This is a genomic window from Polynucleobacter victoriensis, from assembly GCF_900187875.1.
Lineage (GTDB): Bacteria > Pseudomonadota > Gammaproteobacteria > Burkholderiales > Burkholderiaceae > Polynucleobacter > Polynucleobacter victoriensis.
Window position 1 is genome coordinate 334,005 of the sequence record NZ_FYEX01000002.1, and the last position, 23,143, is coordinate 357,147.

Annotated in this window: 22 protein-coding genes, 1 tRNA gene and 1 pseudogene; 6 read left to right on the forward strand and 18 right to left on the reverse strand. The window is 44.3% G+C overall.

What is annotated here, in order from left to right; all coding sequences use genetic code 11:
- Positions 1 to 7: 7 nt before the first annotated feature.
- From tpiA to CFR83_RS08060, 10 genes are all read right to left on the reverse strand, one after another.
- Complete coding sequence (gene tpiA / locus CFR83_RS08015; protein ID WP_088813538.1) at positions 8 to 763, reverse strand: triose-phosphate isomerase; 756 nt, start codon at positions 761 to 763, stop codon at positions 8 to 10.
- Positions 764 to 774: 11 nt separating this feature from the next.
- Positions 775 to 1,788, reverse strand: coding sequence for an NAD(P)H-quinone oxidoreductase (locus tag CFR83_RS08020; protein WP_088813539.1), 1,014 nt, complete (start codon positions 1,786 to 1,788; stop codon positions 775 to 777).
- A gap of 20 nt (positions 1,789 to 1,808) precedes the next feature.
- Positions 1,809 to 3,983: a polyribonucleotide nucleotidyltransferase gene (pnp, locus tag CFR83_RS08025; RefSeq protein ID WP_088813540.1), complete on the reverse strand. Its 2,175-nt coding sequence runs from the start codon at positions 3,981 to 3,983 to the stop codon at positions 1,809 to 1,811.
- A 221-nt stretch (positions 3,984 to 4,204) separates the two neighbouring features.
- The gene (rpsO, locus tag CFR83_RS08030) at positions 4,205 to 4,474 is read right to left on the reverse strand and encodes a 30S ribosomal protein S15 (protein ID WP_088813541.1); all 270 of its coding nucleotides are present in this window, start codon (positions 4,472 to 4,474) and stop codon (positions 4,205 to 4,207) included.
- 160 nt (positions 4,475 to 4,634) lie between these two features.
- Positions 4,635 to 6,179: a 2-isopropylmalate synthase gene (locus CFR83_RS08035; protein WP_088813542.1), complete on the reverse strand. Its 1,545-nt coding sequence runs from the start codon at positions 6,177 to 6,179 to the stop codon at positions 4,635 to 4,637.
- A gap of 180 nt (positions 6,180 to 6,359) precedes the next feature.
- On the reverse strand, positions 6,360 to 7,214 hold the full coding sequence (gene pssA, locus CFR83_RS08040; protein ID WP_088813543.1) for a CDP-diacylglycerol--serine O-phosphatidyltransferase: 855 nt from the start codon (positions 7,212 to 7,214) through the stop codon (positions 6,360 to 6,362).
- 10 nt (positions 7,215 to 7,224) lie between these two features.
- A complete protein-coding gene (locus CFR83_RS08045; RefSeq protein ID WP_088813544.1) occupies positions 7,225 to 7,878 on the reverse strand; it encodes a phosphatidylserine decarboxylase in 654 nt (217 codons plus the stop codon).
- A gap of 36 nt (positions 7,879 to 7,914) precedes the next feature.
- Positions 7,915 to 8,931 (reverse strand): ketol-acid reductoisomerase, encoded by a 1,017-nt coding sequence (ilvC, locus tag CFR83_RS08050; protein ID WP_088813545.1) that lies wholly within the window; start codon positions 8,929 to 8,931, stop codon positions 7,915 to 7,917.
- 41 nt (positions 8,932 to 8,972) lie between these two features.
- Entirely contained in the window at positions 8,973 to 9,464 is a 492-nt protein-coding gene (gene ilvN, locus CFR83_RS08055; protein WP_088813546.1) for an acetolactate synthase small subunit, read from the reverse strand.
- Complete coding sequence (locus CFR83_RS08060; protein ID WP_088813547.1) at positions 9,464 to 11,236, reverse strand: acetolactate synthase 3 catalytic subunit; 1,773 nt, start codon at positions 11,234 to 11,236, stop codon at positions 9,464 to 9,466. Before CFR83_RS08060 ends, ilvN begins: the two co-directional genes overlap by 1 nt.
- A 197-nt stretch (positions 11,237 to 11,433) precedes the next feature.
- Here CFR83_RS08060 and CFR83_RS08065 point away from each other — a divergent pair, with 197 nt between their 5' ends.
- Genes CFR83_RS08065 through CFR83_RS08080 form a run of 4 tightly spaced genes read left to right on the forward strand, consistent with a single transcriptional unit; the run spans position 11,434 to position 13,576 of the window.
- Positions 11,434 to 12,015, forward strand: a complete 582-nt coding sequence (locus CFR83_RS08065; protein ID WP_088813548.1) for an RNA polymerase sigma factor — start codon at positions 11,434 to 11,436, stop codon at positions 12,013 to 12,015.
- On the forward strand, positions 12,012 to 12,485 hold the full coding sequence (locus CFR83_RS08070; protein WP_088813549.1) for a DUF3619 family protein: 474 nt from the start codon (positions 12,012 to 12,014) through the stop codon (positions 12,483 to 12,485). Before CFR83_RS08065 ends, CFR83_RS08070 begins: the two co-directional genes overlap by 4 nt.
- Before the next feature lie 33 nt (positions 12,486 to 12,518).
- Positions 12,519 to 12,983: a DUF3106 domain-containing protein gene (locus CFR83_RS08075; RefSeq protein WP_088813550.1), complete on the forward strand. Its 465-nt coding sequence runs from the start codon at positions 12,519 to 12,521 to the stop codon at positions 12,981 to 12,983.
- Positions 12,984 to 12,988: 5 nt separating this feature from the next.
- The gene (locus CFR83_RS08080; protein WP_243383419.1) at positions 12,989 to 13,576 is read left to right on the forward strand and encodes an RDD family protein; all 588 of its coding nucleotides are present in this window, start codon (positions 12,989 to 12,991) and stop codon (positions 13,574 to 13,576) included.
- Here the strand turns inward: CFR83_RS08080 and CFR83_RS08085 are convergent.
- The 4 genes from CFR83_RS08085 to CFR83_RS08100 form a co-directional block, all read right to left on the reverse strand.
- Positions 13,532 to 13,921, reverse strand: a complete 390-nt coding sequence (locus CFR83_RS08085; RefSeq protein WP_088813551.1) for a group II truncated hemoglobin — start codon at positions 13,919 to 13,921, stop codon at positions 13,532 to 13,534. The genes CFR83_RS08080 and CFR83_RS08085 overlap by 45 nt on opposite strands.
- Before the next feature lie 42 nt (positions 13,922 to 13,963).
- The gene (locus CFR83_RS08090; protein WP_088813610.1) at positions 13,964 to 16,462 is read right to left on the reverse strand and encodes an ABC transporter permease; all 2,499 of its coding nucleotides are present in this window, start codon (positions 16,460 to 16,462) and stop codon (positions 13,964 to 13,966) included.
- A 115-nt stretch (positions 16,463 to 16,577) separates the two neighbouring features.
- Positions 16,578 to 17,525 carry a tripartite tricarboxylate transporter substrate binding protein BugE gene (locus CFR83_RS08095; RefSeq protein ID WP_243383431.1) on the reverse strand — a complete coding sequence of 316 codons (948 nt, stop codon included), beginning with the start codon at positions 17,523 to 17,525 and terminating at the stop codon, positions 16,578 to 16,580.
- Positions 17,526 to 17,674: 149 nt separating this feature from the next.
- Positions 17,675 to 17,751: transfer RNA gene (locus tag CFR83_RS08100), tRNA-Arg, on the reverse strand.
- A gap of 29 nt (positions 17,752 to 17,780) precedes the next feature.
- Here CFR83_RS08100 and greB point away from each other — a divergent pair.
- A pseudogene (greB, locus tag CFR83_RS08105) lies at positions 17,781 to 18,257 on the forward strand (transcription elongation factor GreB); the annotation flags it as partial.
- Here greB and CFR83_RS08110 read toward each other — a convergent pair.
- The 4 genes from CFR83_RS08110 to CFR83_RS08125 all read right to left on the reverse strand — a co-directional run bounded on the left by CFR83_RS08110 (position 18,235) and on the right by CFR83_RS08125 (position 22,391).
- Positions 18,235 to 20,529, reverse strand: a complete 2,295-nt coding sequence (locus CFR83_RS08110) for a RelA/SpoT family protein (RefSeq protein ID WP_088813554.1) — start codon at positions 20,527 to 20,529, stop codon at positions 18,235 to 18,237. The pseudogene greB and the gene CFR83_RS08110 overlap by 23 nt on opposite strands.
- On the reverse strand, positions 20,526 to 20,729 hold the full coding sequence (gene rpoZ, locus CFR83_RS08115; protein WP_088813555.1) for a DNA-directed RNA polymerase subunit omega: 204 nt from the start codon (positions 20,727 to 20,729) through the stop codon (positions 20,526 to 20,528). Before rpoZ ends, CFR83_RS08110 begins: the two co-directional genes overlap by 4 nt.
- A 67-nt stretch (positions 20,730 to 20,796) precedes the next feature.
- The gene (gene gmk / locus CFR83_RS08120; RefSeq protein WP_088813556.1) at positions 20,797 to 21,429 is read right to left on the reverse strand and encodes a guanylate kinase; all 633 of its coding nucleotides are present in this window, start codon (positions 21,427 to 21,429) and stop codon (positions 20,797 to 20,799) included.
- A gap of 41 nt (positions 21,430 to 21,470) precedes the next feature.
- Positions 21,471 to 22,391, reverse strand: coding sequence for a YicC/YloC family endoribonuclease (locus CFR83_RS08125; protein WP_088813557.1), 921 nt, complete (start codon positions 22,389 to 22,391; stop codon positions 21,471 to 21,473).
- Positions 22,392 to 22,413: 22 nt separating this feature from the next.
- Here CFR83_RS08125 and rph point away from each other — a divergent pair, with 22 nt between their 5' ends.
- Positions 22,414 to 23,142, forward strand: coding sequence for a ribonuclease PH (gene rph, locus CFR83_RS08130; protein ID WP_088813558.1), 729 nt, complete (start codon positions 22,414 to 22,416; stop codon positions 23,140 to 23,142).
- Position 23,143 lies beyond the last annotated feature (1 nt).

A 23,143-nucleotide genomic window follows, 5' to 3' on the forward strand; every position in this document is an offset into this window, starting at 1 on the left:
AACTAATTTAATTACTTGCTTGGCATAAAGCCAAAAAATCTTGTGCATTCAACGATGCGCCACCCACTAAACCACCATCAATATCTGGCATCGCCAACAAATCTTTAGCATTATCAGGCTTTAAGCTCCCGCCATACAAAATTGCTACTTTTGATGCTGCTTCGGCATCAAATTTTGCCAATTGCAAACGTAACTCTCTATGTACATCTTGGGCTTGCGCAGGAGTAGGCACTTTGCCTGTACCAATTGCCCAGACAGGCTCATAAGCCAAAACACAAGAAGCTACCTGACCTTGCAATAAATCCAAGACAGCCTGCAACTGACGTCTAACCACAACCAATGCTTTTCCATCGTCATGTTCTTCTTCGGTTTCGCCTACGCAGATAATTGGGGTCATATTGGCTTGCAAAGCGGCTTTGGCTTTTCTAGCTACCAAGCCATCACCCTCATGGTGATATTGACGACGCTCAGAGTGCCCAACAATCACATACTGACAACCCAACTCTTGCAACATATTGGCACTCACATCACCGGTGTAAGCTCCATTGGGATGATCTGATACATCTTGCGCACCCAAGGCAATCCCGGAGTTAGCCAGTAAATCTGCAACTTGGATTAAATAGGGATAAGGAACGCAAAGAGCTAAACGCGCACTCTTGGCCAAATCAGTCAAACCCAAGCCCAACATGGCTTGAATCAATTGCTGATTGGCACTCAAGCTGCCGTTCATTTTCCAATTACCAATGATGGTCAATGGTCTCATTGCAATCTCTTTTAGTTAACAGTTAAAACAATCTTGCCAATATGCTGACTCGATTCCATTAATTCATGGGCACGAGCGGCAGCCTCTAACTCAAAAACCTCATGGATGACTGGCTTGATTTTTTTTGCCTCAATCAAGGGCCATACATAAGCTCTCAAAGACCTAGCAATAGCGCCCTTAAACTCCACCGACCTAGCTCTAAGTGTTGAACCAGTAATCGTTAAACGACGACGCAAAACATGTCCAACATCTATTTCTGAAATTTTACCGCCTTGATGGGCAATGATGACAATTCGACCATCATCTGCCAAACAGTGAATATCGCGACCAATGTATGTTCCGCCAACCATATCAAGGATGACGTTCACACCTTTGCCAGATGTAAAAGATTTCACCTCTTCAACAAAGTCAGTTGTTTTGTAGTTAATAGCCAAAACCGCGCCCAACTCTTTACACGCATTGGCTTTTTCTTGACTGCCTACAGTAACAATCACATCATGCCCCATAGCAGTCACTAACTGAATCGCTGTGACGCCAATGCCACTGCTACCACCATGAACTAATAAGGTTTCTTTACCGCGACCATCTAAACCCAAACGCCCACGATCAAATACATTGCTCCACACAGTAAAGAACGTTTCCGGCAAACCTGCCGCCTCAACATCTGAAAGACCTCTAGGCACTGGCAAGCATTGCGCCAAAGGAGCAATACAGTACTCTGCGTATGCGCCACCAACTACTAACGCACAAACACGACTGCCGACTTCTAAACTAAAAAAATTATCAGGGTGGGCAAGATCGCCACCAATGATTTCTCCTGCGAGCTCCAAACCAGGCAAATCAGAACCGCCCGGAGGAACAGGATAAAAACCTTGACGTTGCAATACGTCAGGTCGGTTAACCCCTGCAGCTCGAACTCTGATGAGAACTTCACCAGAACCAGGTTGCGGTAAGGCCAAATCAGGCCTCACCACCGCCTTTAAAACTTCAGGGGCACCATACTGGCTAATTTCAACAGCACGCATGCCGTTATTACTTAGCCCAATTATTGTTGCTGTTGTTCAGCTTGTTCTGCAGGAGCAGCATCAGCCGCAGGTGCAGCACCATTCAAAGGAGCAATACTTGTTCCTTCGTCAGCACAAGCAGCCTTCAATGACAAACGTAGACGACCACGCTCATCAGCAGCCAACAACTTCACGCGCACAACTTGACCTTCTTGAAGGTAGTCTTTGACATCTTTCACACGCTCATTAGCGATTTCTGAAATATGCAACAAACCATCTTTACCAGGAAGAATGTTTACCAATGCACCAAACTCAAGCAATTTAACCACTGGGCCTTCGTAGATCTTGCCTACTTCAGCTTCAGCAGTAATACCTTCGATACGACGCTTAGCTTCTTCCATGCCTTCAGCACTTGTTGAAGCGATTGTTACTACGCCATCATCAGTGATATCGATGCTAGTACCAGTTTCTTTTGTAAGAGCCTGAATCGTTGCGCCACCCTTACCGATTACTTCACGAATCTTGTCCGGGTGAATCTTGATTGTCACCATACGTGGTGCGTGTGCAGACAATTCTGTACGAACACCGCTCATAGCTTCTTGCATTTTGCTCAAGATATGTAAACGACCTTCTTTAGCTTGTGCCAATGCCACTTGCATGATTTCTTTAGTGATACCTTGTACTTTGATATCCATCTGCAATGCAGTAATACCGTTTGATGTACCAGCCACCTTAAAGTCCATATCACCTAAGTGATCTTCATCACCCAAGATGTCTGTTAACACTGCAAAGCGATTGCCATCCAAAATCAAGCCCATCGCAACACCAGCCACATGAGCTTTAACAGGAACGCCCGCATCCATCATAGCCAAACAGCCACCACAAACAGAAGCCATTGATGATGAACCGTTTGATTCTGTAATTTCTGAAACAACGCGCAAGCTGTATGCAAACTCTTCTGGAGATGGCAATACAGGAATCAATGCACGCTTAGCTAAACGACCGTGACCAATCTCACGACGCTTAGGACTACCTACACGACCAGTTTCACCAGTTGCAAATGGAGGCATGTTGTAGTGGAACATGAAACGATCACGTTGCTCACCCTCTAAGGCATCAATGATTTGCTCATCGCGTGCAGTACCCAAAGTTGCTACTACTAAACCTTGTGTTTCACCACGTGTGAACAATGCAGAACCGTGTGTGCGTGGCAATACGCCTGTACGAATTTCGATTGGACGAACTGTGCGTGTATCACGACCGTCAATACGTGGCTCACCATTCAATACTTGACCACGAACAATCTTGGCTTCGATTTCAAACATGATGTTGCCAACTTCAACTTCATCAAATTCGCCTTCTTCAGCTAATTTAGCCAAAACATCTTTTGTTACTTCTTTCAACTTTGTTGAACGAGCTTGCTTTTGACGGATTTGATACGCCTCACGCAAACCAGCTTCAGCCAATGCTGTTACTTTTGCAATCAAAGGCTCATTCTTAGGTGCTGGCGCCCAATCCCACTCAGGCTTACCGCCTTCACGGACTAGGTCGTTGATTGCATTGATCGCTGTTTGCATTTGCTCGTGACCATAAACAACTGCGCCCAACATGATTTCTTCAGACAATTGATGCGCTTCTGATTCAACCATCAATACAGCAGATTGAGTACCAGCAACAATCAAATCAAGTTCGCTAGTAGCTTGCTCAGTGCGTGTTGGGTTCAAGAGGTATTGACCATCTTTGTAGCCAACGCGTGCTGCACCAACTGGACCATTAAATGGAATACCTGAAACAGCCAAAGCTGCAGAAGCACCAATCAAAGCTGGGATATCAGCAGGTACATCTGGGTTAATAGATACAACGTGTACAACAACTTGCACTTCGTTATAAAAACCTTCTGGGAACAATGGGCGAATTGGACGGTCGATCAAACGAGAAATCAATGTTTCGCCTTCTGATGGACGACCTTCACGACGGAAGAAACCACCAGGAATCTTACCGGCAGCATAAGTCTTCTCTAAGTAATCTACTGTTAATGGGAAGAAGTCTTGACCAGGTTTTGCGTTCTTAGCACCAACCACTGTTGCTAAAACTACCGTGTCATCCACATCAACTAAAACTGCACCACCTGCTTGACGAGCGATCTCGCCTGTTTCCATGCGCACTGTGTGTGAGCCCCACTGGAAGCTCTTAACTACTTTATTAAACATCGTCATTTATGTATATCTCCAATCAACATTTGCCATAGAAATAGCAGCGCTATGGCAGCACTGGAGCATTGGGGGCTTTGCGGAGTAAGGATGCCATTCCAAGGAAAGGCTAGGAGGGAGAATTAACCTGTCCTTGGAATGACACGGTTCCTTAACTAACGAGCAGCCACCGACCGCTCTAAACGATAATGCCTGCCAGAGTATTCCTGAGGCAGGCATTTTCGGTATTACTTACGTAGACCGAGCTTTTCAATCAAAGCGCGATAACGATCAAAATCTTTACCCTTCAAATAGTCGAGCAAACGACGACGACGGCTAACCATCTTCAACAAACCACGACGGCTGTGATGATCTTTAGCGTTAGCTTTGAAGTGAGGTGTTAAATCATTGATGCGAGCAGTTAACAAAGCAACTTGAACTTCAGGACTGCCTGTGTCATTTGCTGCACGTGCGTTATCTTTAACGATAGCGGCTTTATCAGCTGTAAGAATAGCCATTTTTATACTCCATACTTGCGAACATTTGAGCTTGAACTGATTAAAAATCAGGGACTTACCCAATATGTCGTGCGAATTGTAAAAACTGTTTCCAGTCTGCTTTTCTGTCTATTTCTAGACCCTTTCTGAGAATAACCCCAGAAAGAGCCAAGATTATAGCCTAAACCGTCATTTGGGCGTTCAATTTATGCTGAGACGGGTCATGGAGCTTATTCAAAGCTGCCAAGTAGGCTTTAGCAGATGCCGCCACAATATCTGGGTCCGTACCCACCCCGTTCACTATCCGACCGCCTTTTGCCAAGCGAACGGTCACCTCTCCCTGAGATTCCGTGCCAGTTGTGATGGCATTCACCGAGTACAAAAGCTGCTCAGCGCCACTTTTTACCTTCGATTCAATGGCATTGAGGGTTGCATCCACTGGCCCGTTGCCTTCAGCCTCAGAAACAAACTCTTCTTTACCAGACTTGAAAATGACCTTAGAAAATGGACGCTCTCCTGTCTCAGACCTTTGAGATAAAGAGACAAAACGATAGTAGTCACTAGCTTCTTCAGCATTATTACCAACGATAGCCGTGATATCTTCGTCGAAAATCTCTGCTTTTTGGTCAGCCAAAGCTTTAAATCTAGAAAAAGCATCGTTTAATTCGGTCTCGGTCTCTAACTCGATGCCTAATTCTTGCAAACGTTGTTTAAACGCATTGCGGCCGGATAACTTACCCAAAACAATCTTGTTAGCTGCCCAACCCACATCTTCAGCCCGCATAATTTCGTATGTATCACGAGCTTTTAATACGCCATCTTGGTGAATACCTGAGGCATGAGCAAAGGCATTGGCGCCCACAACTGCTTTATTGGGTTGAACCACAAAGCCAGTAATTTGGGAAACCATCTTGGAAGCCGGCACAATTTGAGTCGTATCAATGCCAACAGCCAAGTCAAAGTAGTCTTTGCGAGTTTTAATCGCCATCACTACCTCTTCCAAAGAAGTATTACCTGCGCGCTCACCCAAACCATTGATGGTGCACTCAATTTGACGAGCACCACCAATTTTTACGCCAGCCAATGAATTAGCCACACCCATCCCTAAGTCGTTATGACAGTGCACAGACCAAACTGCCTTGTCTGAATTAGGAATGCGCTCACGCAATGTTTTGATGAAATTGCCATAAAGTTCAGGCACTGCATAACCTACTGTGTCTGGCACATTGATCGTGGTTGCGCCTTCAGCAATCACCGCCTCAATCACACGACACAAGAAATCAACTTCAGAGCGATAACCGTCTTCTGGTGAAAACTCAATGTCATTGGTGTGATTGCGGGCAAAGCGAACTGCCGCTTTAGCTTGTTCAAACACCTGATCAGGCGTCATGCGCAACTTCTTTTCCATATGTAATGGTGAGGTTGCAATGAATGTATGAATACGCTTGGAGTTAGCGGCTTTCAAAGCTTCGGCAGCGCGACCAATATCTTTTTCATTAGCGCGCGCCAATGAACAAACCGTCGAATCTTTAATCACTTGAGCAATCGCAGAGATTGCAGCAAAGTCCCCATCAGAACTAGCAGCAAAGCCAGCCTCAATCACATCCACTTTAAGACGCTCTAGTTGACGAGCAATGCGAACCTTTTCATCTCGCGTCATAGATGCACCAGGTGACTGCTCACCATCTCTTAACGTGGTATCAAAAATGATTAATTTATCTGTCATCGCCAACTCTCCAACTCACAAAAAATATCAATAAAAAACCCCAGCTTGACTGGGGTTCGTGTTTGTTTGCTTTTACTCTAAGTGTTTAAGCGTGCACCGACCCCAGGTTTTGACCTAGTTCTAGTAGTAATAGCAGTGACAAGCTGTAATTCATAAGCTCCAATATACACAAAAAATGAATTAATTGTTAGAAAGGATATCCGAAGCTTTTTTCTTGCGCAAGCCAATCTTTTGCCAAACCCAGAAAACATAGCCAGATATCGCATAAGCCACAAACAATCCAAATAGCGCCACAGGTGGGTCACTAGAAACCAAAATAAAGCCAATGATCACCAAAATCATGACCCCAAATGGCGCTCTATAACGTACATCCAAGGCTTTACCACTGTAGAACATTGCGTTGGATACCATGGTGATACCAGCGTAAATGGTTAAAACAAACATGACCCATGGCAAAGCGAGCTCTTTAATAGGGAGTTTGTTATCTACCGCCAACCACACAAAACCTGCAATCAAAGAAGCAGCGGCAGGACTTGGTAAACCTTGGAAGAATCTTTTATCAACCACACCAATGTTGGTATTAAAGCGGGCTAGACGTAAAGCAGCACCTGCGCAATAAGCAAAAGCAGCCAACCAACCCCACTTACCTAAATCCTTTAAAACCCATTCATAGGCAATCAAAGCAGGTGCCACGCCAAAGGAAACCATATCTGTCAGCGAGTCATACTGCTCACCAAAAGCACTTTGGGTATTTGTCATACGAGCTACACGACCATCCATGCCATCCATCACCAAAGCAAAGAAAATAGCAATGGCTGCGATCTCGAAACGTTGGTTCATGGCTTGCACAACAGCAAAGAAACCGCAAAACAAGTTAGCGGTTGTAAATGCATTTGGCAATAAATAGATGCCGCGATTACGCGGTCTTGTGGGATGCTCAGAATTAGACCCAGCCCAATCCCCCTGACGTAATGGGGTAACGTTGCTAGGCAAGCCCTTAGAAGGGCGTAATTTTCTGCGTCTAAATGTAGTCATAGACTACTTTTTAGTCCAATCCGGGCAATTTGGCTAGTACCGTGCTTGTAGCAGATACTTTATCGCCCACACTCACCATTGGCTCTGCAGTTAATGGCAAGTACACATCAACTCTAGAACCAAAACGAATAAAGCCATAACGCTCACCTTTTTTAAGCTTGTCGCCTAGGTGGGCATAACAAAGAATTCTGCGTGCAATTAAGCCAGCAACTTGAACCAAGGTCACAGTCTGACCATTAGCGTCAATCACTACTGCATTACGCTCATTTTCAGTCGAAGCTTTATCTAAATCAGCATTCACAAACTTCCCTGGGAAATATTCAATTTTTTTCACAGTACCATTCACTGAAGAACGGTTTGAATGAACATTGAATACGTTCATGAAAACACTAATTTTTAGCGCTTCACGATTAGCATAAGGATCGAATGATTTTTCAACAATGATCACTCGACCATCTGCTGGAGATAACACCGCATCTTTAACGAGCGGAACTAAACGTCCCGGATCTCTAAAGAATTGCAAAACAAAAGCAAAAATAATCCAGAAAGGCCAAGACCATGTGCCGCCAAAACTTGAATGGACCACAAACAAAACAAAACCTGCGATGGCCACATGTGGCCAACCTTCTTTTGCAATGATTGGGTGCGGATAATGAACGGCCATCTTGTCTCTCTTTCTGGATCTTTTGACTAGTTTGTCTTAGTTCTTGCTCTGATCAACTAACTTGTTTTTAGCGATCCAAGGCATCATCGCGCGCAACTTACCACCCACCTCTTCGATTTGATGCTCAGCAGTCAAACGACGACGTGAAATCAAAGTAGGAGCACCTGCCTTGTTTTCCAAGATGAAGCTCTTAGCATATTCGCCAGTTTGAATATCTTTCAAACATTGACGCATTGCATTTTTAGTATCTTCAGTCACAACGCGTGGACCAGTTACATACTCACCGTACTCAGCATTGTTAGAAATTGAGTAGTTCATGTTGGCAATACCACCTTCGTAGATCAAGTCAACAATCAACTTCAACTCATGCAAGCACTCAAAGTAAGCCATCTCTGGAGCGTAACCAGCTTCAACCAAAGTTTCAAAACCAGCTTTGATCAATTCAACTGTACCGCCACACAAAACAGCTTGCTCACCGAACAAGTCAGTCTCAGTTTCTTCACGGAAGTTTGTTTCGATAATGCCAGCACGGCCACCACCGTTAGCTGTTGCATATGACAAAGCAACATCACGAGCAGAACCAGTCTTGTCTTGGTGAACAGCGATCAAGTGAGGAACACCGCCGCCTTGTGCGTATGTACCACGTACTGTATGACCAGGAGCTTTTGGAGCAATCATGATCACGTCAACGTCAGCACGAGGAATTACTTGACCATAGTGAACGTTAAAACCGTGAGCAAATGCCAAAGCAGCACCAGCTTTAATGTTTGGAGCAACTTCTTTGTTGTACACCTCAGCGATTTGCTCGTCAGGCAACAACATCATCACAACGTCAGCGCCTTTAACAGCCTCAGCAACTTCTTTAACTTGCAAACCAGCATTAGCAGCTTTGTTCCAAGATGCGCCACCTTTACGTAAACCAACTGTTACCTTCACGCCAGAATCATTTAAGTTCTGTGCATGAGCGTGGCCTTGTGAACCGTAACCAATAATTGTTACTTGTTTACCTTTGATCAAAGATAAATCTGCGTCTTTATCGTAAAAAACTTTCATGCTATTTCCTATGTAATATCAGTTTGTTGTTTGTTAAAAATTTATACCTTCAAGATACGCTCACCGCGACCAACACCTGAGCAACCAGTTCGGACTGTTTCCAAAATGGCGCCGCGATCTGTGGCTTCAATGAATGCATCTAATTTACTGCTGTCGCCTGTCAATTCAATGGTGTATGCCTTATCCGTGACATCGATGATACGCCCGCGGAAGATGTCAGTAATACGTTTCATCTCTTCGCGTTCTTTACCAACAGCACGAACCTTGATCAACATGAGCTCGCGCTCAATGTGAGGACCGTCTGTTAAATCAATCACCTTCACCACTTCAACAAGGCGATTCAAATGCTTGGTAATTTGCTCAATCACATCTTCAGAACCAACCGACACAATTGTCATACGTGACAAAGATGGGTCTTCTGTAGGTGCCACTGTCAAAGTTTCAATGTTGTAACCACGGGCTGAAAACAAACCCACCACACGAGACAAAGCACCTGGCTCGTTCTCTAAAAGGATAGAAATAATATGGCGCATTACAAGTCCTCACTTCCTAAGAGCATTTCTGTGATGCCCTTGCCAGCTTGAACCATTGGCCATACGTTTTCTGTAGGGTCAGTTTGGAAATCCATGAACACTGTTCGATCTTTCATCTTGAAGGCTTCACGCAATGCAGGCTCAACGTCTGACTTTTTCTCAATACGCATACCTACGTGTCCATAGGCTTCAGCCAACTTCACAAAGTCAGGTAATGAATCCATGTATGAACTTGAATAGCGCTTGTTATAAGTCAACTCTTGCCACTGACGAACCATACCTAAGTAACGATTGTTCAGTGCAACCACCTTCACTGGTGTGTCGTATTGTTTGCAGGTTGATAGCTCTTGAATACACATTTGGATAGAGCCTTCACCCGTGATAGTTACAACCTCATCATCAGGGAATGCTTTTTTGATACCCATTGCATATGGCAAACCAACACCCATGGTGCCAAGACCACCGGAGTTAATCCAACGACGTGGCTTATCAAATTTATAGAATTGAGCTGCCCACATTTGATGCTGACCAACGTCAGAACAAATGAACGCATCACCCTTTGTTAATTCCCAAATTTTTTCAACAACGTACTGTGGCTTAACAATTTCTGAATCGCGATCAAAACTTAAGCAATCTTTCTTGCGCCACTCATTAATTTGTGACCACCAAGCATCTAACTTAGCTTTGTTCTTCAATGGGCCGGCAGCCTTAATCATTGCCGACATCTCAATCAATACATCTTTGAGATCGCCAACGATAGGTACATCGACCTTCACGCGCTTAGAAATCACTGATGGATCGATATCGATGTGAATGATTTTTCTAGGCACGCTAGAGAAGTGGCCTGGGTTACCAATCACACGGTCATCAAAGCGAGCACCGATAGCAATCAAAACATCGCAATGCTGCATTGTCATGTTTGCTTCGTATGTGCCATGCATACCCAACATACCCAAGAAACGCGGGTCTGTACCTGGGAAACCGCCCAAGCCCATCAAGGTATTTGTTACTGGGTAACCAAGTAAATCAGCAAACTCTTTTAACTCAGGAGCTGCGTCAGAAAGAATCACACCACCACCTGTATAGATGTATGGGCGCTCAGCTTCTAACAACAACGAAATCGCTTTGCGAATCTGACCACTATGACCTTTGTTCACAGGGTTATAAGAACGCATTGTTAATTCACTTGGATAATTAAAGCGCGCCTTTTGGAAAGACACGTCTTTAGGAATATCCACCACAACTGGACCAGGACGGCCAGTTCTAGCAATATGGAAAGCTTTTTTCAAAGTCAAAGCCAAATCAGCTGGATCTTTAACCAAGAAATTATGTTTAACGATAGGACGAGTGATACCAACTGTGTCGCATTCTTGGAATGCATCTTCACCAATAGCGGCCGTTGGCACGTTACCGGTAATGATCACCATTGGGATCGAATCCATATAGGCAGTAGCAATACCTGTTACGGCATTGGTTACACCAGGACCTGAGGTCACTAGAGCAACACCTACTTTACCTGTGGCACGAGCATAACCATCGGCAGCATGGACAGCTGCTTGCTCATGGCGCACCAAGATATGTTCAAACTTATCTTGTTTGAAAATCTCGTCGTAGATAAATAAAACAGAACCGCCTGGGTAACCCCAGACATATTCCACACCTTCAGCATGAAGAGCATGGACCAAGATCTCAGCACCAATCATTTCTGGGCCGTCTTGGCTTTGATTTTTGTTAGCAGGGTTCAAAAGTTCCGCGCTGTTGTTTGCATTCATTTTCTTTAGTCCTTTGCAATTTTCGGCAAAAAATTGTTTGGGCTACTCTGGCTCCGTGCTTGTGGCTCGGGTTCGAGTGGCGGTCGCTTAATCCGGGAAAAAACCATCTCATGAAAGGTCCGGTAAGTCGAACCAATGATTTTATCTCATAACGCCCTATTAGGGGTAGGTTTATTAACCGTTGTCTAATAGAGGGCATGGCATCAGAAAAAGAACTGTCCGACTTCCTGAAGGAAGTAGAGGCAAAATCCTTCAAACGCACCGTATTTGCTACACGGGACGAGGAGGCAGCCTTGGATATTGTTCAAGAAAGCATGATGAAATTGGCTGAAAAATACGGCCAACAAGACATCAGCGAGATTCCACTGATCTTCACCAGAATCCTCCAAAACACCACTCTTGACTGGTTTAGGCGCCAAAAAACCCAAAATACCTGGGTAAGCCTGTTTTCAGCGCTAAAGGGGGGTAACAAAGACGGTGGCGACGAGTCAGACTACTCTGATCCACTCGAATTCATTGAATCTAAAGAAGAAAATCTTGGATTTGAAGACGGTTCCACCATTATGGAACGCAAACAATTGATAGAAATCATGGAAACTGAAATCTCAAAACTACCATCACGTCAACGAGAAGCCTTCCTCATGCGTTATTGGGATGACTTAGGTATTTCTGAAACAGCCAAATTGATGGCTTGCTCAGAGGGTAGCGTAAAAACACACTGCTCTCGGGCAGCTGCAACTTTGGCGAAAGCCCTTAAAAAACAAGGATTTAAACTGTGAGCATCGATACTAGAAACAACCCATCGACGACCAATGCGGAGTTGCGCGTGGCGATGCTCGCTCGCGATTTACTGGATGAAAGTTCAGGAAAGCTACCAACTCACGTTTCAGAACGCTTAGCTGCAGCCAGAAAATCTGCCTTAGCAGCACATGCAACCCAGAAAAAACCAGTCTGGCAGAAAGAATTTGCCATGCCAGGATTTGGCAATCTACACAGCATTGGTTCAGATTGGCGCAATAAAGCCTGGGGCACTTTAGGTGCCGCCCCCATCTTCGCGCTTGTTTTAGGCATCTTCTTGATCTCTAACTGGCAACAAGATGAGCGTATTCGTGACATAGCAAAAGTCGATAGCGCTATTTTGGTAGATGTGGTGCCGCCAGAGGCATACAAAGACAATGGTTATGTGCGCTTCTTGATCACCAATGGCAAAGACTTGGTTGTTGAAGAAGATGAGGAAGAAAAAATCTAATTAAGATTTATCTTCTTTGGATCATTCAAAAACATGAAATACCAAAATCAATATATCTATTCAAGCTATCGCGTGATTGGTCGCGTGATGGTGATGTTAGCTTTGATATTTGGTTGCCAACTATCTGCTCATGCTCAAACATGGCAACAACTTAATGATCAACAACGTTTGGTGCTAGCTCCACTCGAAGATGACTGGGCATCACTGACAAAAGCGCGACAAAAAAAATGGTTAGAAGTGGCCAATCGTTACCCACAGATGTCTGATGCCGAAAGATCAACCCTTCAATCAAGAATGACTGAATGGGCAAAGCTATCGACAGCTGAGCGCCAAATAGCCAGAGATAACTATCTACGCACACTCAAAATTTCTCCAGAGAAAAAGGCGGCTGCTTGGGAAAGCTATCAACAGCTATCTGACGAAGATAAGAAAAAGTTAGCAGATAAAAAAGCGTCTACCAGCAAACCCACCACGGTCACATCACCAACGCTAAAATAGCGCTTGTGAAAAACACCGAACAATTCATCCCTCTACCGGCTGAGTACTTAAAGTCCTTACCAGCCCCCACGATTAAACGTCGCATAGCGCTCAATCTTTATGAGCTACTCGTACTGTTTGGTGTTTTAGCCTTGACGTTCTTAGTCCCTCACCTATTAATTGGCGTTTTACTAGAGGTCACCGCTCCGTCATCACTACTGATGGCACACATTTACCTAGTGCTGGCTTTTTACTTTTCTTGGTACTGGACCAGAACAGGGCAAACCTTAGCAATGCAAACATGGCGCATACAGTTAGTTAGCGAGGATGGAAAAATCTTGCAGCAATCACAAGCATTAATGCGTTATGCCATAGGCTCACTATGGTTAATACCTGCTGCGATTATGTTGTTCTTGGCGATTAGATTAGACCAATCCAGAAGCATGGGAACACATGTATCGATTATTTTCTTTTTTATGACTTTATTTTTCTGGCCATTGACGGCTCTTTTAGACAGAAAAAATCGCCAAGCACTACCTGATCGTTGGGCAAAGACTCGCTTGGTGCAATTACCCAGCTTGATTCCGCATCCAATCAGCAGTGGTAAAGAATGATTGCATTAAGCGCTCAAACAAAAGTCCATTAACACCAGTCTCTTTAAGCGCTTGGCGCATACACTGCAACCACTGATCTCTTTCTGATAAACCGATTGGAAATGGCAGATGTCTAGCTTTTAAGCGCGGATGACCATATTGCTGAACAAATAAATCTGGGCCACCCATCCAACCACTTAAAAACATATAGAGCTTTTCTCTAGATGTACTCAAATCGGCAGGATGCATCACTCGAATACCTTGATAACTCTCTTCAAGGTCCATCAAGTCATAGAAACGATCGACTAACTCGCGTAATTTTTCAGCGCCGCCGATCAGTTCATAGGTAGTTTGTTGTGCTGACATAGTTATGTAATTTAACTCAATTAATCATCTGAATATAAATTTCTAAATTTGTCTTAACACTTCAATAGAAGATGTATTGGATATTTTTCTTTGCAACCATAAGCCACCAATACAACAAATCACCACTCCAAAAATTGCCCCATACAAGAAAACTACCCAAGGAATTGGAAAACTGATTTCAAAAACGAATTGAGCTAAACCCCAACCAACTGCGATAGCCCCACCTCCAGCCAGAGATCCTGAAATAAAGCCAATCACCATTAACTCTGTAAAAAATGATTTTTGAATTTGTCCCCGACCTGCCCCCAATGTTTTTAACAATGCAGCGTCTTTTAAACGTTCATCTTGTGTGGCGCCCAAAGCTGCAATCAACACCAATACACCTGCAGCAATCGTGAACACAAATAACAACTCAATTGCTGCAGACAGCCTGTCTAAAACATCCTGCACTTGATTTAATGCAGATTCAACATCCACCACCGTGATGTTCGGATACTTGGCTACTAACGCAATATCAATCGGCAATTGATTATTTTGAGGAGGCGCTTGTCGATAGGCAGTAATCCAAGTTTGTGGCATCTCAGACATCAAGCTTGGAGGCAGAATCGCAAAGAAGTTGACTCGCATGCTACCCCAATCTAGCTGTCTCACCGAAGTAATTTTGGCCTGAATGGGCAGACCAGCAATATCAAAACTTAATTGATCACCCAACTTCAGTTGCAAGGTCTTAGCTATACCTGATTCAATGGATAACTCTGCTTGAGCGGTATTGCCATGCCAAGTTCCAGCCACTACTTTATTTTTTTCTGGCAATTCTGATGCATATGACAAATTAAATTCTCGATCAACCAAGCGTTGCGCACGGCTATCCTGATAGTTTTGTGGCAATACCAGTTGCTTATTGATGTGCGTTAAGCGCCCACGAATCATCGGGTACAAAGTTACCTTATCAACCCCAGAACTCAATAGATCTTTTTCTAATGCCGCTTTCTGATCGGGCTGAATATTGATTAAAAATCTATTAGGCGCATCAGGTGGCGAGCCACTCTTCCATGCATCGAGTAAATCCTGTCGCACTACTGCCAATAATAAGAGTGCCATGATGGCAATCGCCAAGGATGCGACTTGTAAACCAGTCAACATAGAACGGCGCGACAAAGATTGCCAGGCGAACCTTTGCACAACATCACGACCCAGTAAGGTGTGTTCAGCCAAGTTAGCGGCTAACTTGACGATGAGCCAAGCAACGCCCACAAACAGAATCGCTGCTATTCCAAAACCACCCAAAGTTAAAGTTGCCAGCTTTAAATCTTTTGCTACTGACAACAACAAACCAAAAAAGGTAGCCAAACCTAATAGCATGAGCAACCAAGCTGATGGCGCATTAACTATCACTTCTTTTCTAATCACTCGTAATGGAGATATTTGACTGAGCGACAAAATTGGTGGCCAAACAAATCCTATCAACAAGATAATTGAAACCATCACAGACCAAATCAGCGGCCATATAGATGCTGGCGGCAAATCAGATACTAATAGGTCGCCTAAAAAATAAAGTAAAGCCTGATGACCCAACCAACCCAAAAATGCGCCGCTGACACCACCAATCAGACCAATCAATATGCTAGCTCTGCCATGCTCCCACAAAACTTGACGCCTACTTGCGCCCAAGCACTTCCATATGGCTGTAGCTTGAGCCTGTCTAGAGGTATAACGTTTAGCAGCTAGAGCAATCGCTACAGCAGCAACCATGGCTGTTAGCATCGCAACTAAAGATAGGAATTTCTCTGCGCGATCTAAAGTTGCTCGCATGAGAGGCTGACTGTTATCTACCCCCTCAGACTTAATACCTCTTAATTGCTTGCTTTGAATTTCTTGATCAGCCCACGCAATAAAGTTAGCTACGTCGCGCTCATGACCAGAGACCAACAATCGATACGTCACACGACTACCGAATCCAATCAACTGTGTTTTTGATAATTCGTCTTCGCGAATCATCACCCTCGGCGCAAAATTTAAAAACCCTGCACCCTTATCTAACTCTTGAGTAATGATGGCTTCAAGCTTAAATTTTGCCCGTCCTAAAGTAAGCTCTTCACCAATTTTTATATTTAAGCTTGGCATCAAAGCTGAATCCACCCATACCGCACCGGGATTTGGAATGGATTGAGCTGCAACCCCTTTCAGATCAGCAAGGGTGTCACTTGTTTTGATCACACCCCTTAAAGGGTAGCCATCGCTGACAGCCTTCAAAGCCACCAACTTCGTTTGAGATTTAAAACTAGACATGGTCGGAAAGACAACAGTCTGCGCTGTTTTTAAGCCTCTTGATTGAGCATCTTTCTGAAACTGTTCAGGTATAGGTTGATCAGCCTGAACCATGACATCAGCGGCAATTAATTGCTTAGCATCTCTTTCAAAGGCGCGTTGCATGCGATCAGCAAGATAAGCCACGCTGCTCATAGAAGCCACTGAAATAATCAGCGCCCCCAGAAGCCACGCAAACTCAATAGATCGAAATGAACGAGGAATAGAAATCATTTTTAACGAATAAAACATAAAGGCCATCAATTCAGTGATGGCCTTTGATGAATTGCTATCAATCAGTGTATCTGATTAGCATCGAGTTTGCAGACGTCATAAACGCCTGTCGTCTTTAGTTGAGATTTAGGTTTTGCTTAGCTACAACATCCTTGTAAATCTCATACTCTGCCTTGATTTCTGCCGCAAATTGATCGGGTGTATTACCAACGATCAAAGAACCCGTATCTTCAATACGCTTTCTAACAGCAGGGTCTTGCAAGACTTTTTGAACCCCAGCATGAATTTTATCGATGGCTTCTTTTGACATACCTGCAGGGCCTAGCAAACCATAGTAAGCCATGCGATTAACAGGAGCCAAACCTACTTCTGCAAAAGTTGGCACATTGGGCAAAACTGCCAAACGCTTAGACGATGCAACCACAATAGGCACTAAACGACCATCTTTGATAAATGGCAAAGCTGAAGGCAAGTTATCAAAAATCATTGGCACCTGCCCAGCAACTGTATCGACCAAGGCTGGACCGGCACCTCGATAAGGAATGTGCACAAGGAATGCACCAGTCAAACTTTTAAATAATTCAGTTTGCAAGTGGCCAATACCACCCGTACCAGAACTGGAATAAGAATACTTACCCGGATTTCTTTTAATCAAATCTATAAAAGATTTGTAATCTTTAGCAGGAAAATTAGCAGTTACAGCAATCACATTCGGTGTTGCTGCAATATTAGTAATCGCTTGAAAATCTTTGATTGGATCGTAGCCAATTTTTTTATTAATAGCAGGATTCGATGCAGTAGTTGAAACTGTTGCCATGCCAATCACGTGACCATCTTTAGAGCCTCTTACCACCTCTAAGGCGCCAATGGATCCACCGCCACCTGCCTTATTCTCAACAATCACTGATTGACCTAAAATTTTTGTCAAAGGCTCAGCAATCGCGCGAGCAATAATGTCAGTACTACCACCCGGCGCAAAGGGCACCACCAATCTTATGGGCTTACTAGGAAAACCTTCTGCACGTACTTGACCAAAGCTTAGTAATGCACCAGCTAGGATCATGCCCAATAAGCGAACAGGTTTCATAAAAACTCCATATTTAATCTTGTCATTCCATTTGAACACACAAGCTTTATTAAAGCCTTATCAAAGACTTACACGAATTTCGCTTGAATGAAAAAGGGCCTAGTTATAAACTAGGCCCTTCTATTTGGTGCGGCTGGCAGGAATTGAACCCACGACCCCTTGGTTCGTAGCCAAGTACTCTATCCAACTGAGCTACAGCCGCATTAAGACCGATATTATGCCATGGAAATTAAAAACTACATAACTCCTGCAGGACACCAACGAATGAAGGATGAACTTCTACACCTTTTGGATGTAGAGAGACCGGAGGTAGTGAAAGTTGTATCTTGGGCAGCTTCTAACGGTGACCGCTCCGAAAATGGTGATTATCAATACGGTAAAAAGCGTCTTAGAGAAATTGATCGTCGCATTTATTTCCTCACTAAACGCCTAGAAGATGCTTTGGTTGTAGATCCTGAGAGCCGCGAGGCAACAGATCAAATTTTCTTTGGCGCCACAGTTTGCTATGCAACTGAAGACGGCGAAGAAACCACCATTGCCATCGTCGGCGTTGATGAAGTGGATATGGAAAAAAACTATGTCAGCTGGATTTCGCCAATTGCCAAGGCTTTGATTAAAGCCAGAGAAGGTGACACCGTGAAGTTGCAGACCCCAACAGGTCCCAAAGAATTAGAAATACTCAGTGTTACTTACCAAAAACTCGAGTAATTCTTAAAACGTCTTGATTTTGTCTTAAGCGGCGCATTACTTTAGATAAGTGGTAGCGCCCTTCTACTTGCAGAACAAATCGAATCGATACAGCTGATTCGGTGAAACGATCATCCATCGCTACGTGAGCAATATTGGCATCAGCCGAGGTCAATGTACCAGCAATCTTAGCTAGAACCCCTTTACCGTTCTTCACATCCACACGGATAGCCACATCAAAACTTCTCTTAGTTTCTTCAGCCCAAATCACATCTACCCAGTGATCTGGATCGCGGTGATGTAAGCGCTGCGCTTGTTTACAGTCATGTCGATGTATTTGTAAACCTTCGCCCTTACCCAGGTAACCCAAGATCGCATCACCTGGAATTGCGTAACAACAAGATGGGAAGGTGACAGATTCGCCACCAGCGCCATCAATCATGATGGATTGACGTTGAATTGGTAAATCTTCAACCGGTGGCTCCCAATCCTCAGAGTCCAAACGCATCTGCTCCGCATGCCCTTTGGTGTCTTGCAAAATAAATTCAATCCGCTTAGCAATCACTGCTGGCACACGATGCCCCATAGCAATGTCAGCAGATAATTCTTCACGCCCCTTGGCGCCCGTCCAATGCAACAACTTTTCCCAAACTTCATCAGTAACCAAGGCAGGATCGCCACCTTGCTGACGCAACGCTTGAGACAACAAACGTTCACCCAACTGAATCGCCTCTGAATACCTTCTGGTCTTCAAGTAATGACGAATCGCTGCTCTTGCTTTACCAGTCTTAACAAAGGTAAGCCAGACAGGATTAGGTTGAGAATTTGGCGAAGAACTAATTTCTACAATGTCACCATTTTTTAATTCTGTTCTCAACGGCAACTGCACACCATTTACTTTTGCAGCCATGCACTCGTTACCTAGATCGCTATGTACGGCGTAGGCAAAATCAAGCGCAGTCGCGCCCCGAGGCAAAGCCCTAATCTGACCCTTGGGTGTAAAGACATAAACAGCATCTGGGAACAAGTCAATCTTGACGTGCTCTAAGAATTCTTGAGAGTCGCCACTGTTATCTTGAATATCAACCAAAGATTGCAGCCACTGGTGGGCTCTGACTTGCATTTCTGTTAAGTCACTCTCACCATCTTTATATGCCCAGTGAGCAGCCACACCCTCTTCTGCCACTTTATGCATATCTTGAGTACGAATCTGAAACTCCACTGGCATACCAAACGGGCCGACCAATGTTGTATGCAAAGATTGATAACCATTTAACTTCGGAATAGCTATGTAGTCTTTGAACTTACCTGGCATCGGCTTATACAAAGCATGCAAAATACCTAAAGTGCGATAACACTCATCAATGGTTTTCACCGTTACTCGAAAACCATAGACATCTAAGACCTGAGAAAAACTTAAATGCTTTTGACGCATCTTCATATAGATGCTGTAAAGCGTTTTTTCTCTACCGCGTAAATCAGCTTCTAACGCAGCCTTACTGATTGACATGCGTGCCGCATCTAATATCTTTGCGACCATTTCTTTTCTGTTGCCCCTAGCTTTCTTGATAGCTTTATCAAGAGTGGCATATCTGAACGGAGAAGAATGCTTAAAACTTAAATCTTGAAGCTCTCTGTAAACCAAGTTAAGGCCCAAACGATGGGCAATGGGTGCATATATCTCATTGGTCTCAAGTGCTACGCGCTTACGCTTGGCTGCAGCCATAGCATCTAATGTGCGCATATTGTGTAAACGATCGGCTAACTTCACCAAGATCACACGAACGTCTCTGGCCATAGCCATGAACATTTTTCTAAAGCTTTCAGCCTGCGCCTCAGCATGACTTTGGAACTCTAACTTGTCGAGTTTGGTTAAACCTTCCACCAAATCAGCTACTTTGCCGCCAAACACCTCGACCAACTCTTGATGAGTACTGCCAGTATCTTCAATCACATCATGCAAAAGCGCTGCCATGATTGAAGGCGCATCAAGGCGCCAACTCGCACATAACTCCGCAACTGCCAGCGGATGGGTAATGTAAGGTTCGCCACTTTGACGATACTGACCCAAATGAGCTGAGTCAGCGTACTGAAACGCTTTTTTAATTAAAGCAATTTCTTCGGGCTTTAAATGGGCAATCTTTTCAGTAAGACCCGCAATCGATATGACTTGGGCTTTAGGGGGATTTGCCGGCTGGGACGTGGGCCCGAATAAGTGCCGGCTAGACTGCTCCAGGATGGCGGCTAGGATGCCTTGTGCATCTGAGTTAGGCGCCACCTGATCACCTCTTATAGAGGTACTTTAACCAACATATCTCGATCTGTAACGCCAGCTGCCACTTCGCGCAAAGCAATCACGGTTGGCTTGTCTTTAGCGTTCACTCGTGGGGCATGACCCTGCGCTAACTGACGTGCGCGATAAGTAGCCGCCAACACCAATTCAAATCGATTAGGAATTGTTTTTAAGCAATCTTCAACAGTAATACGTGCCATGTGTTTAACTCAAAAAGTACTAGGAATACCTAAAGGATAACGCACTTGTGAAAAAGTGGCAGAAAGTTCAGTTTGCGCCACCAATTGCACCGAGCTCTTTTGCTAGTTGATGTTGTCTAGCCAACTGAGGTCCAGTACGCAAACGACTAGCTAAAACAACTTGATTTAAGTCGCTCAAAGCCTGCTCAAAATTATCATTCACGACCAAATAATTGGCCTCTGCCACATGAGCTAACTCATCTTTTGCTGCGGCTACGCGCTTTTGAATCGTTGCCTCATCATCTTGAGCTCTCTTGCGCAAACGATCCTCTAATGTCTGTATCGATGGCGGCAAGATAAAAATCCAAATGGCCTGCGGAATGAGTTGTTGTACTTGTCTAGCTCCTTGCCAGTCAATTTCCAAAATGACATCTTTGCCATTTTTCATTTGAGACTCAATCCAAGACTTAGAGGTGCCGTAATAATTGCCATGGACATTGGCCCACTCTAAAAAATCACCTGCGTCTTTACGCTTTAAAAATTCTTGTTCAGTTAAGAAGTTGTACTCACGACCATTGACCTCACCAGGACGTGGTGCGCGTGTTGTAAAAGATACCGATAAACCAATATCAGGGTCTTTTTCTAAGAGAGCATTCACCAAAGAGGATTTACCTGCCCCTGAAGGTGCCACCACCATCAACATGCTTCCGGTATATGCCATGAACTACTCCCCTAAACCACCTAAACTACTTAAATTGAAATCTATTCAAGATTCTGAACTTGTTCTCGCATCTGCTCAATTAATAATTTAATTTCGATTGATGCATTACTGCTTTCTTGAGAAACAGATTTAGAACCTAATGTATTTGCTTCACGATTTAATTCTTGCATCAAAAAGTCCAAACGCTTACCAACAGGGCCACCCTTATTTAACGCAGACTCCACAGCATCTAAATGCGTCTTTAAGCGCGATAGCTCTTCTGCCACATCAATGCGCACACCGTACAGAACAACTTCTTGTTTAATTCTGTCAGAAATATCCGCCTTGGTCGTTGCTTGGCCTTGAGCATCTACCCCAGTCAAGATCTCGGTTAAACGTTCTGTGAGCCTTGCTTGATGTGCCGAAATGATTTGGGGAATCAATGGCTCTAACTGATTAACTATCGCCCTGATGCCAACAACTCGCTCCATTAAGATTTTGAATAGAGCCTGACCCTCGCCCTGACGGCTCTCTTTTAAAGCTGTTACAGCCTCTGTAGCAGCTTCAAGAGTCAACTTGCGCCACAAGTCATCATCAACATTCTTTTCGTTGATCACACCTGGCCAACGCAAGATCTCACCCATGCGCATATTCCCCGCATTAGGCATTTCTTTTAAAACTGCTGATTCAAGAGCTTTTAGACTTTTTAAGCTGTCTTGGTTCAGTAAGTCGCTAGCTTGAGTGGTGGTTTGCACTTCACGGTGCACATTGATTCGAAACTCAACCTTGCCACGTCCCAACTGTTTAGTCACTAGTTCGCGCAGGGACATTTCAGCTGAACGGCACTCCTCAGGCGAACGTATGTTCAAATCTAGGAAACGACTATTTACTGAACGGCATTCAACCGCTACAGTTGCATAGACTCCGCCACCCAGATCTAATTGTCTGGAGGCACTACCAAAACCGGTCATACTTTCTATCATTCACACATTGTAAAGTCCTATCATGACAATATCCACAAGACCTAGCCAACGTAAGCCAGAAAATTTACGTCCTGTTTCTATCATCAGAGGGTTTACCAAACACGCCGAGGGTTCGGTTTTGGTGAAGTTTGGTGATACCCATGTGCTTTGCACAGCGTCTATTCTTGAAAAAGTACCCCCACACCAAAAAGGTAGTGGCGAGGGCTGGGTGACTGCTGAATACGGTATGTTGCCAAGAGCAACTCACACCCGTGGTGACCGTGAAGCAGCCAAGGGCAAGCAAAGTGGTAGAACTCAAGAAATTCAGCGTCTAATCGGCCGCTCAATGAGAAGCGTTTTTGATTTAAAACTGTTGGGTGAGCGCACGATTCATTTGGACTGCGATGTTTTACAAGCGGATGGTGGCACACGCACGGCAGCGATTACTGGCGCATTTGTGGCTGCCAGAGATGCAGTCAACCAGCTATTAGACAAAAAGGTTTTATCTAAAGACCCTATCAAAGATCACGTGGCCGCCATTTCTGTGGGTATTTATCAAGGTGTACCAGTATTAGATTTAGATTACGCAGAAGACTCTGCGTGCGATACCGACATGAATGTTGTGATGACAGGCGAAGGTGGCATTATCGAGGTTCAAGGCACTGCCGAGGGCGCTGCTTTTTCTAGAGCCGAATTAGACCAGTTGCTAAGCTTGGCCGAAAGCGGCATCAAAGAATTAGTGCAATTACAAAAAGCCGCTTTAACGAAATAAG

Bases quoted from the DNA above. Each gene is read 5' to 3' on its own strand.
- tpiA (WP_088813538.1), bottom strand. From the start codon at position 763: ATGAGACCATTGACCATCATTGGTAATTGGAAAATGAACGGCAGCTTG.
- CFR83_RS08020 (WP_088813539.1), bottom strand. From the start codon at position 1,788: ATGCGTGCTGTTGAAATTAGCCAGTATGGTGCCCCTGAAGTTTTAAAG.
- pnp (WP_088813540.1), bottom strand. From the start codon at position 3,983: ATGACGATGTTTAATAAAGTAGTTAAGAGCTTCCAGTGGGGCTCACAC.
- rpsO (WP_088813541.1), bottom strand. From the start codon at position 4,474: ATGGCTATTCTTACAGCTGATAAAGCCGCTATCGTTAAAGATAACGCA.
- CFR83_RS08035 (WP_088813542.1), bottom strand. From the start codon at position 6,179: ATGACAGATAAATTAATCATTTTTGATACCACGTTAAGAGATGGTGAG.
- pssA (WP_088813543.1), bottom strand. From the start codon at position 7,214: ATGACTACATTTAGACGCAGAAAATTACGCCCTTCTAAGGGCTTGCCT.
- CFR83_RS08045 (WP_088813544.1), bottom strand. From the start codon at position 7,878: ATGGCCGTTCATTATCCGCACCCAATCATTGCAAAAGAAGGTTGGCCA.
- ilvC (WP_088813545.1), bottom strand. From the start codon at position 8,931: ATGAAAGTTTTTTACGATAAAGACGCAGATTTATCTTTGATCAAAGGT.
- ilvN (WP_088813546.1), bottom strand. From the start codon at position 9,464: ATGCGCCATATTATTTCTATCCTTTTAGAGAACGAGCCAGGTGCTTTG.
- CFR83_RS08060 (WP_088813547.1), bottom strand. From the start codon at position 11,236: ATGAATGCAAACAACAGCGCGGAACTTTTGAACCCTGCTAACAAAAAT.
- CFR83_RS08065 (WP_088813548.1), top strand. From the start codon at position 11,434: ATGGCATCAGAAAAAGAACTGTCCGACTTCCTGAAGGAAGTAGAGGCA.
- CFR83_RS08075 (WP_088813550.1), top strand. From the start codon at position 12,519: ATGAAATACCAAAATCAATATATCTATTCAAGCTATCGCGTGATTGGT.
- CFR83_RS08085 (WP_088813551.1), bottom strand. From the start codon at position 13,921: ATGTCAGCACAACAAACTACCTATGAACTGATCGGCGGCGCTGAAAAA.
- CFR83_RS08090 (WP_088813610.1), bottom strand. From the start codon at position 16,462: ATGATTTCTATTCCTCGTTCATTTCGATCTATTGAGTTTGCGTGGCTT.
- CFR83_RS08095 (WP_243383431.1), bottom strand. From the start codon at position 17,525: ATGATCCTAGCTGGTGCATTACTAAGCTTTGGTCAAGTACGTGCAGAA.
- rpoZ (WP_088813555.1), bottom strand. From the start codon at position 20,729: ATGGCACGTATTACTGTTGAAGATTGCTTAAAAACAATTCCTAATCGA.
- gmk (WP_088813556.1), bottom strand. From the start codon at position 21,429: ATGGCATATACCGGAAGCATGTTGATGGTGGTGGCACCTTCAGGGGCA.
- CFR83_RS08125 (WP_088813557.1), bottom strand. From the start codon at position 22,391: ATGATAGAAAGTATGACCGGTTTTGGTAGTGCCTCCAGACAATTAGAT.
- rph (WP_088813558.1), top strand. From the start codon at position 22,414: ATGACAATATCCACAAGACCTAGCCAACGTAAGCCAGAAAATTTACGT.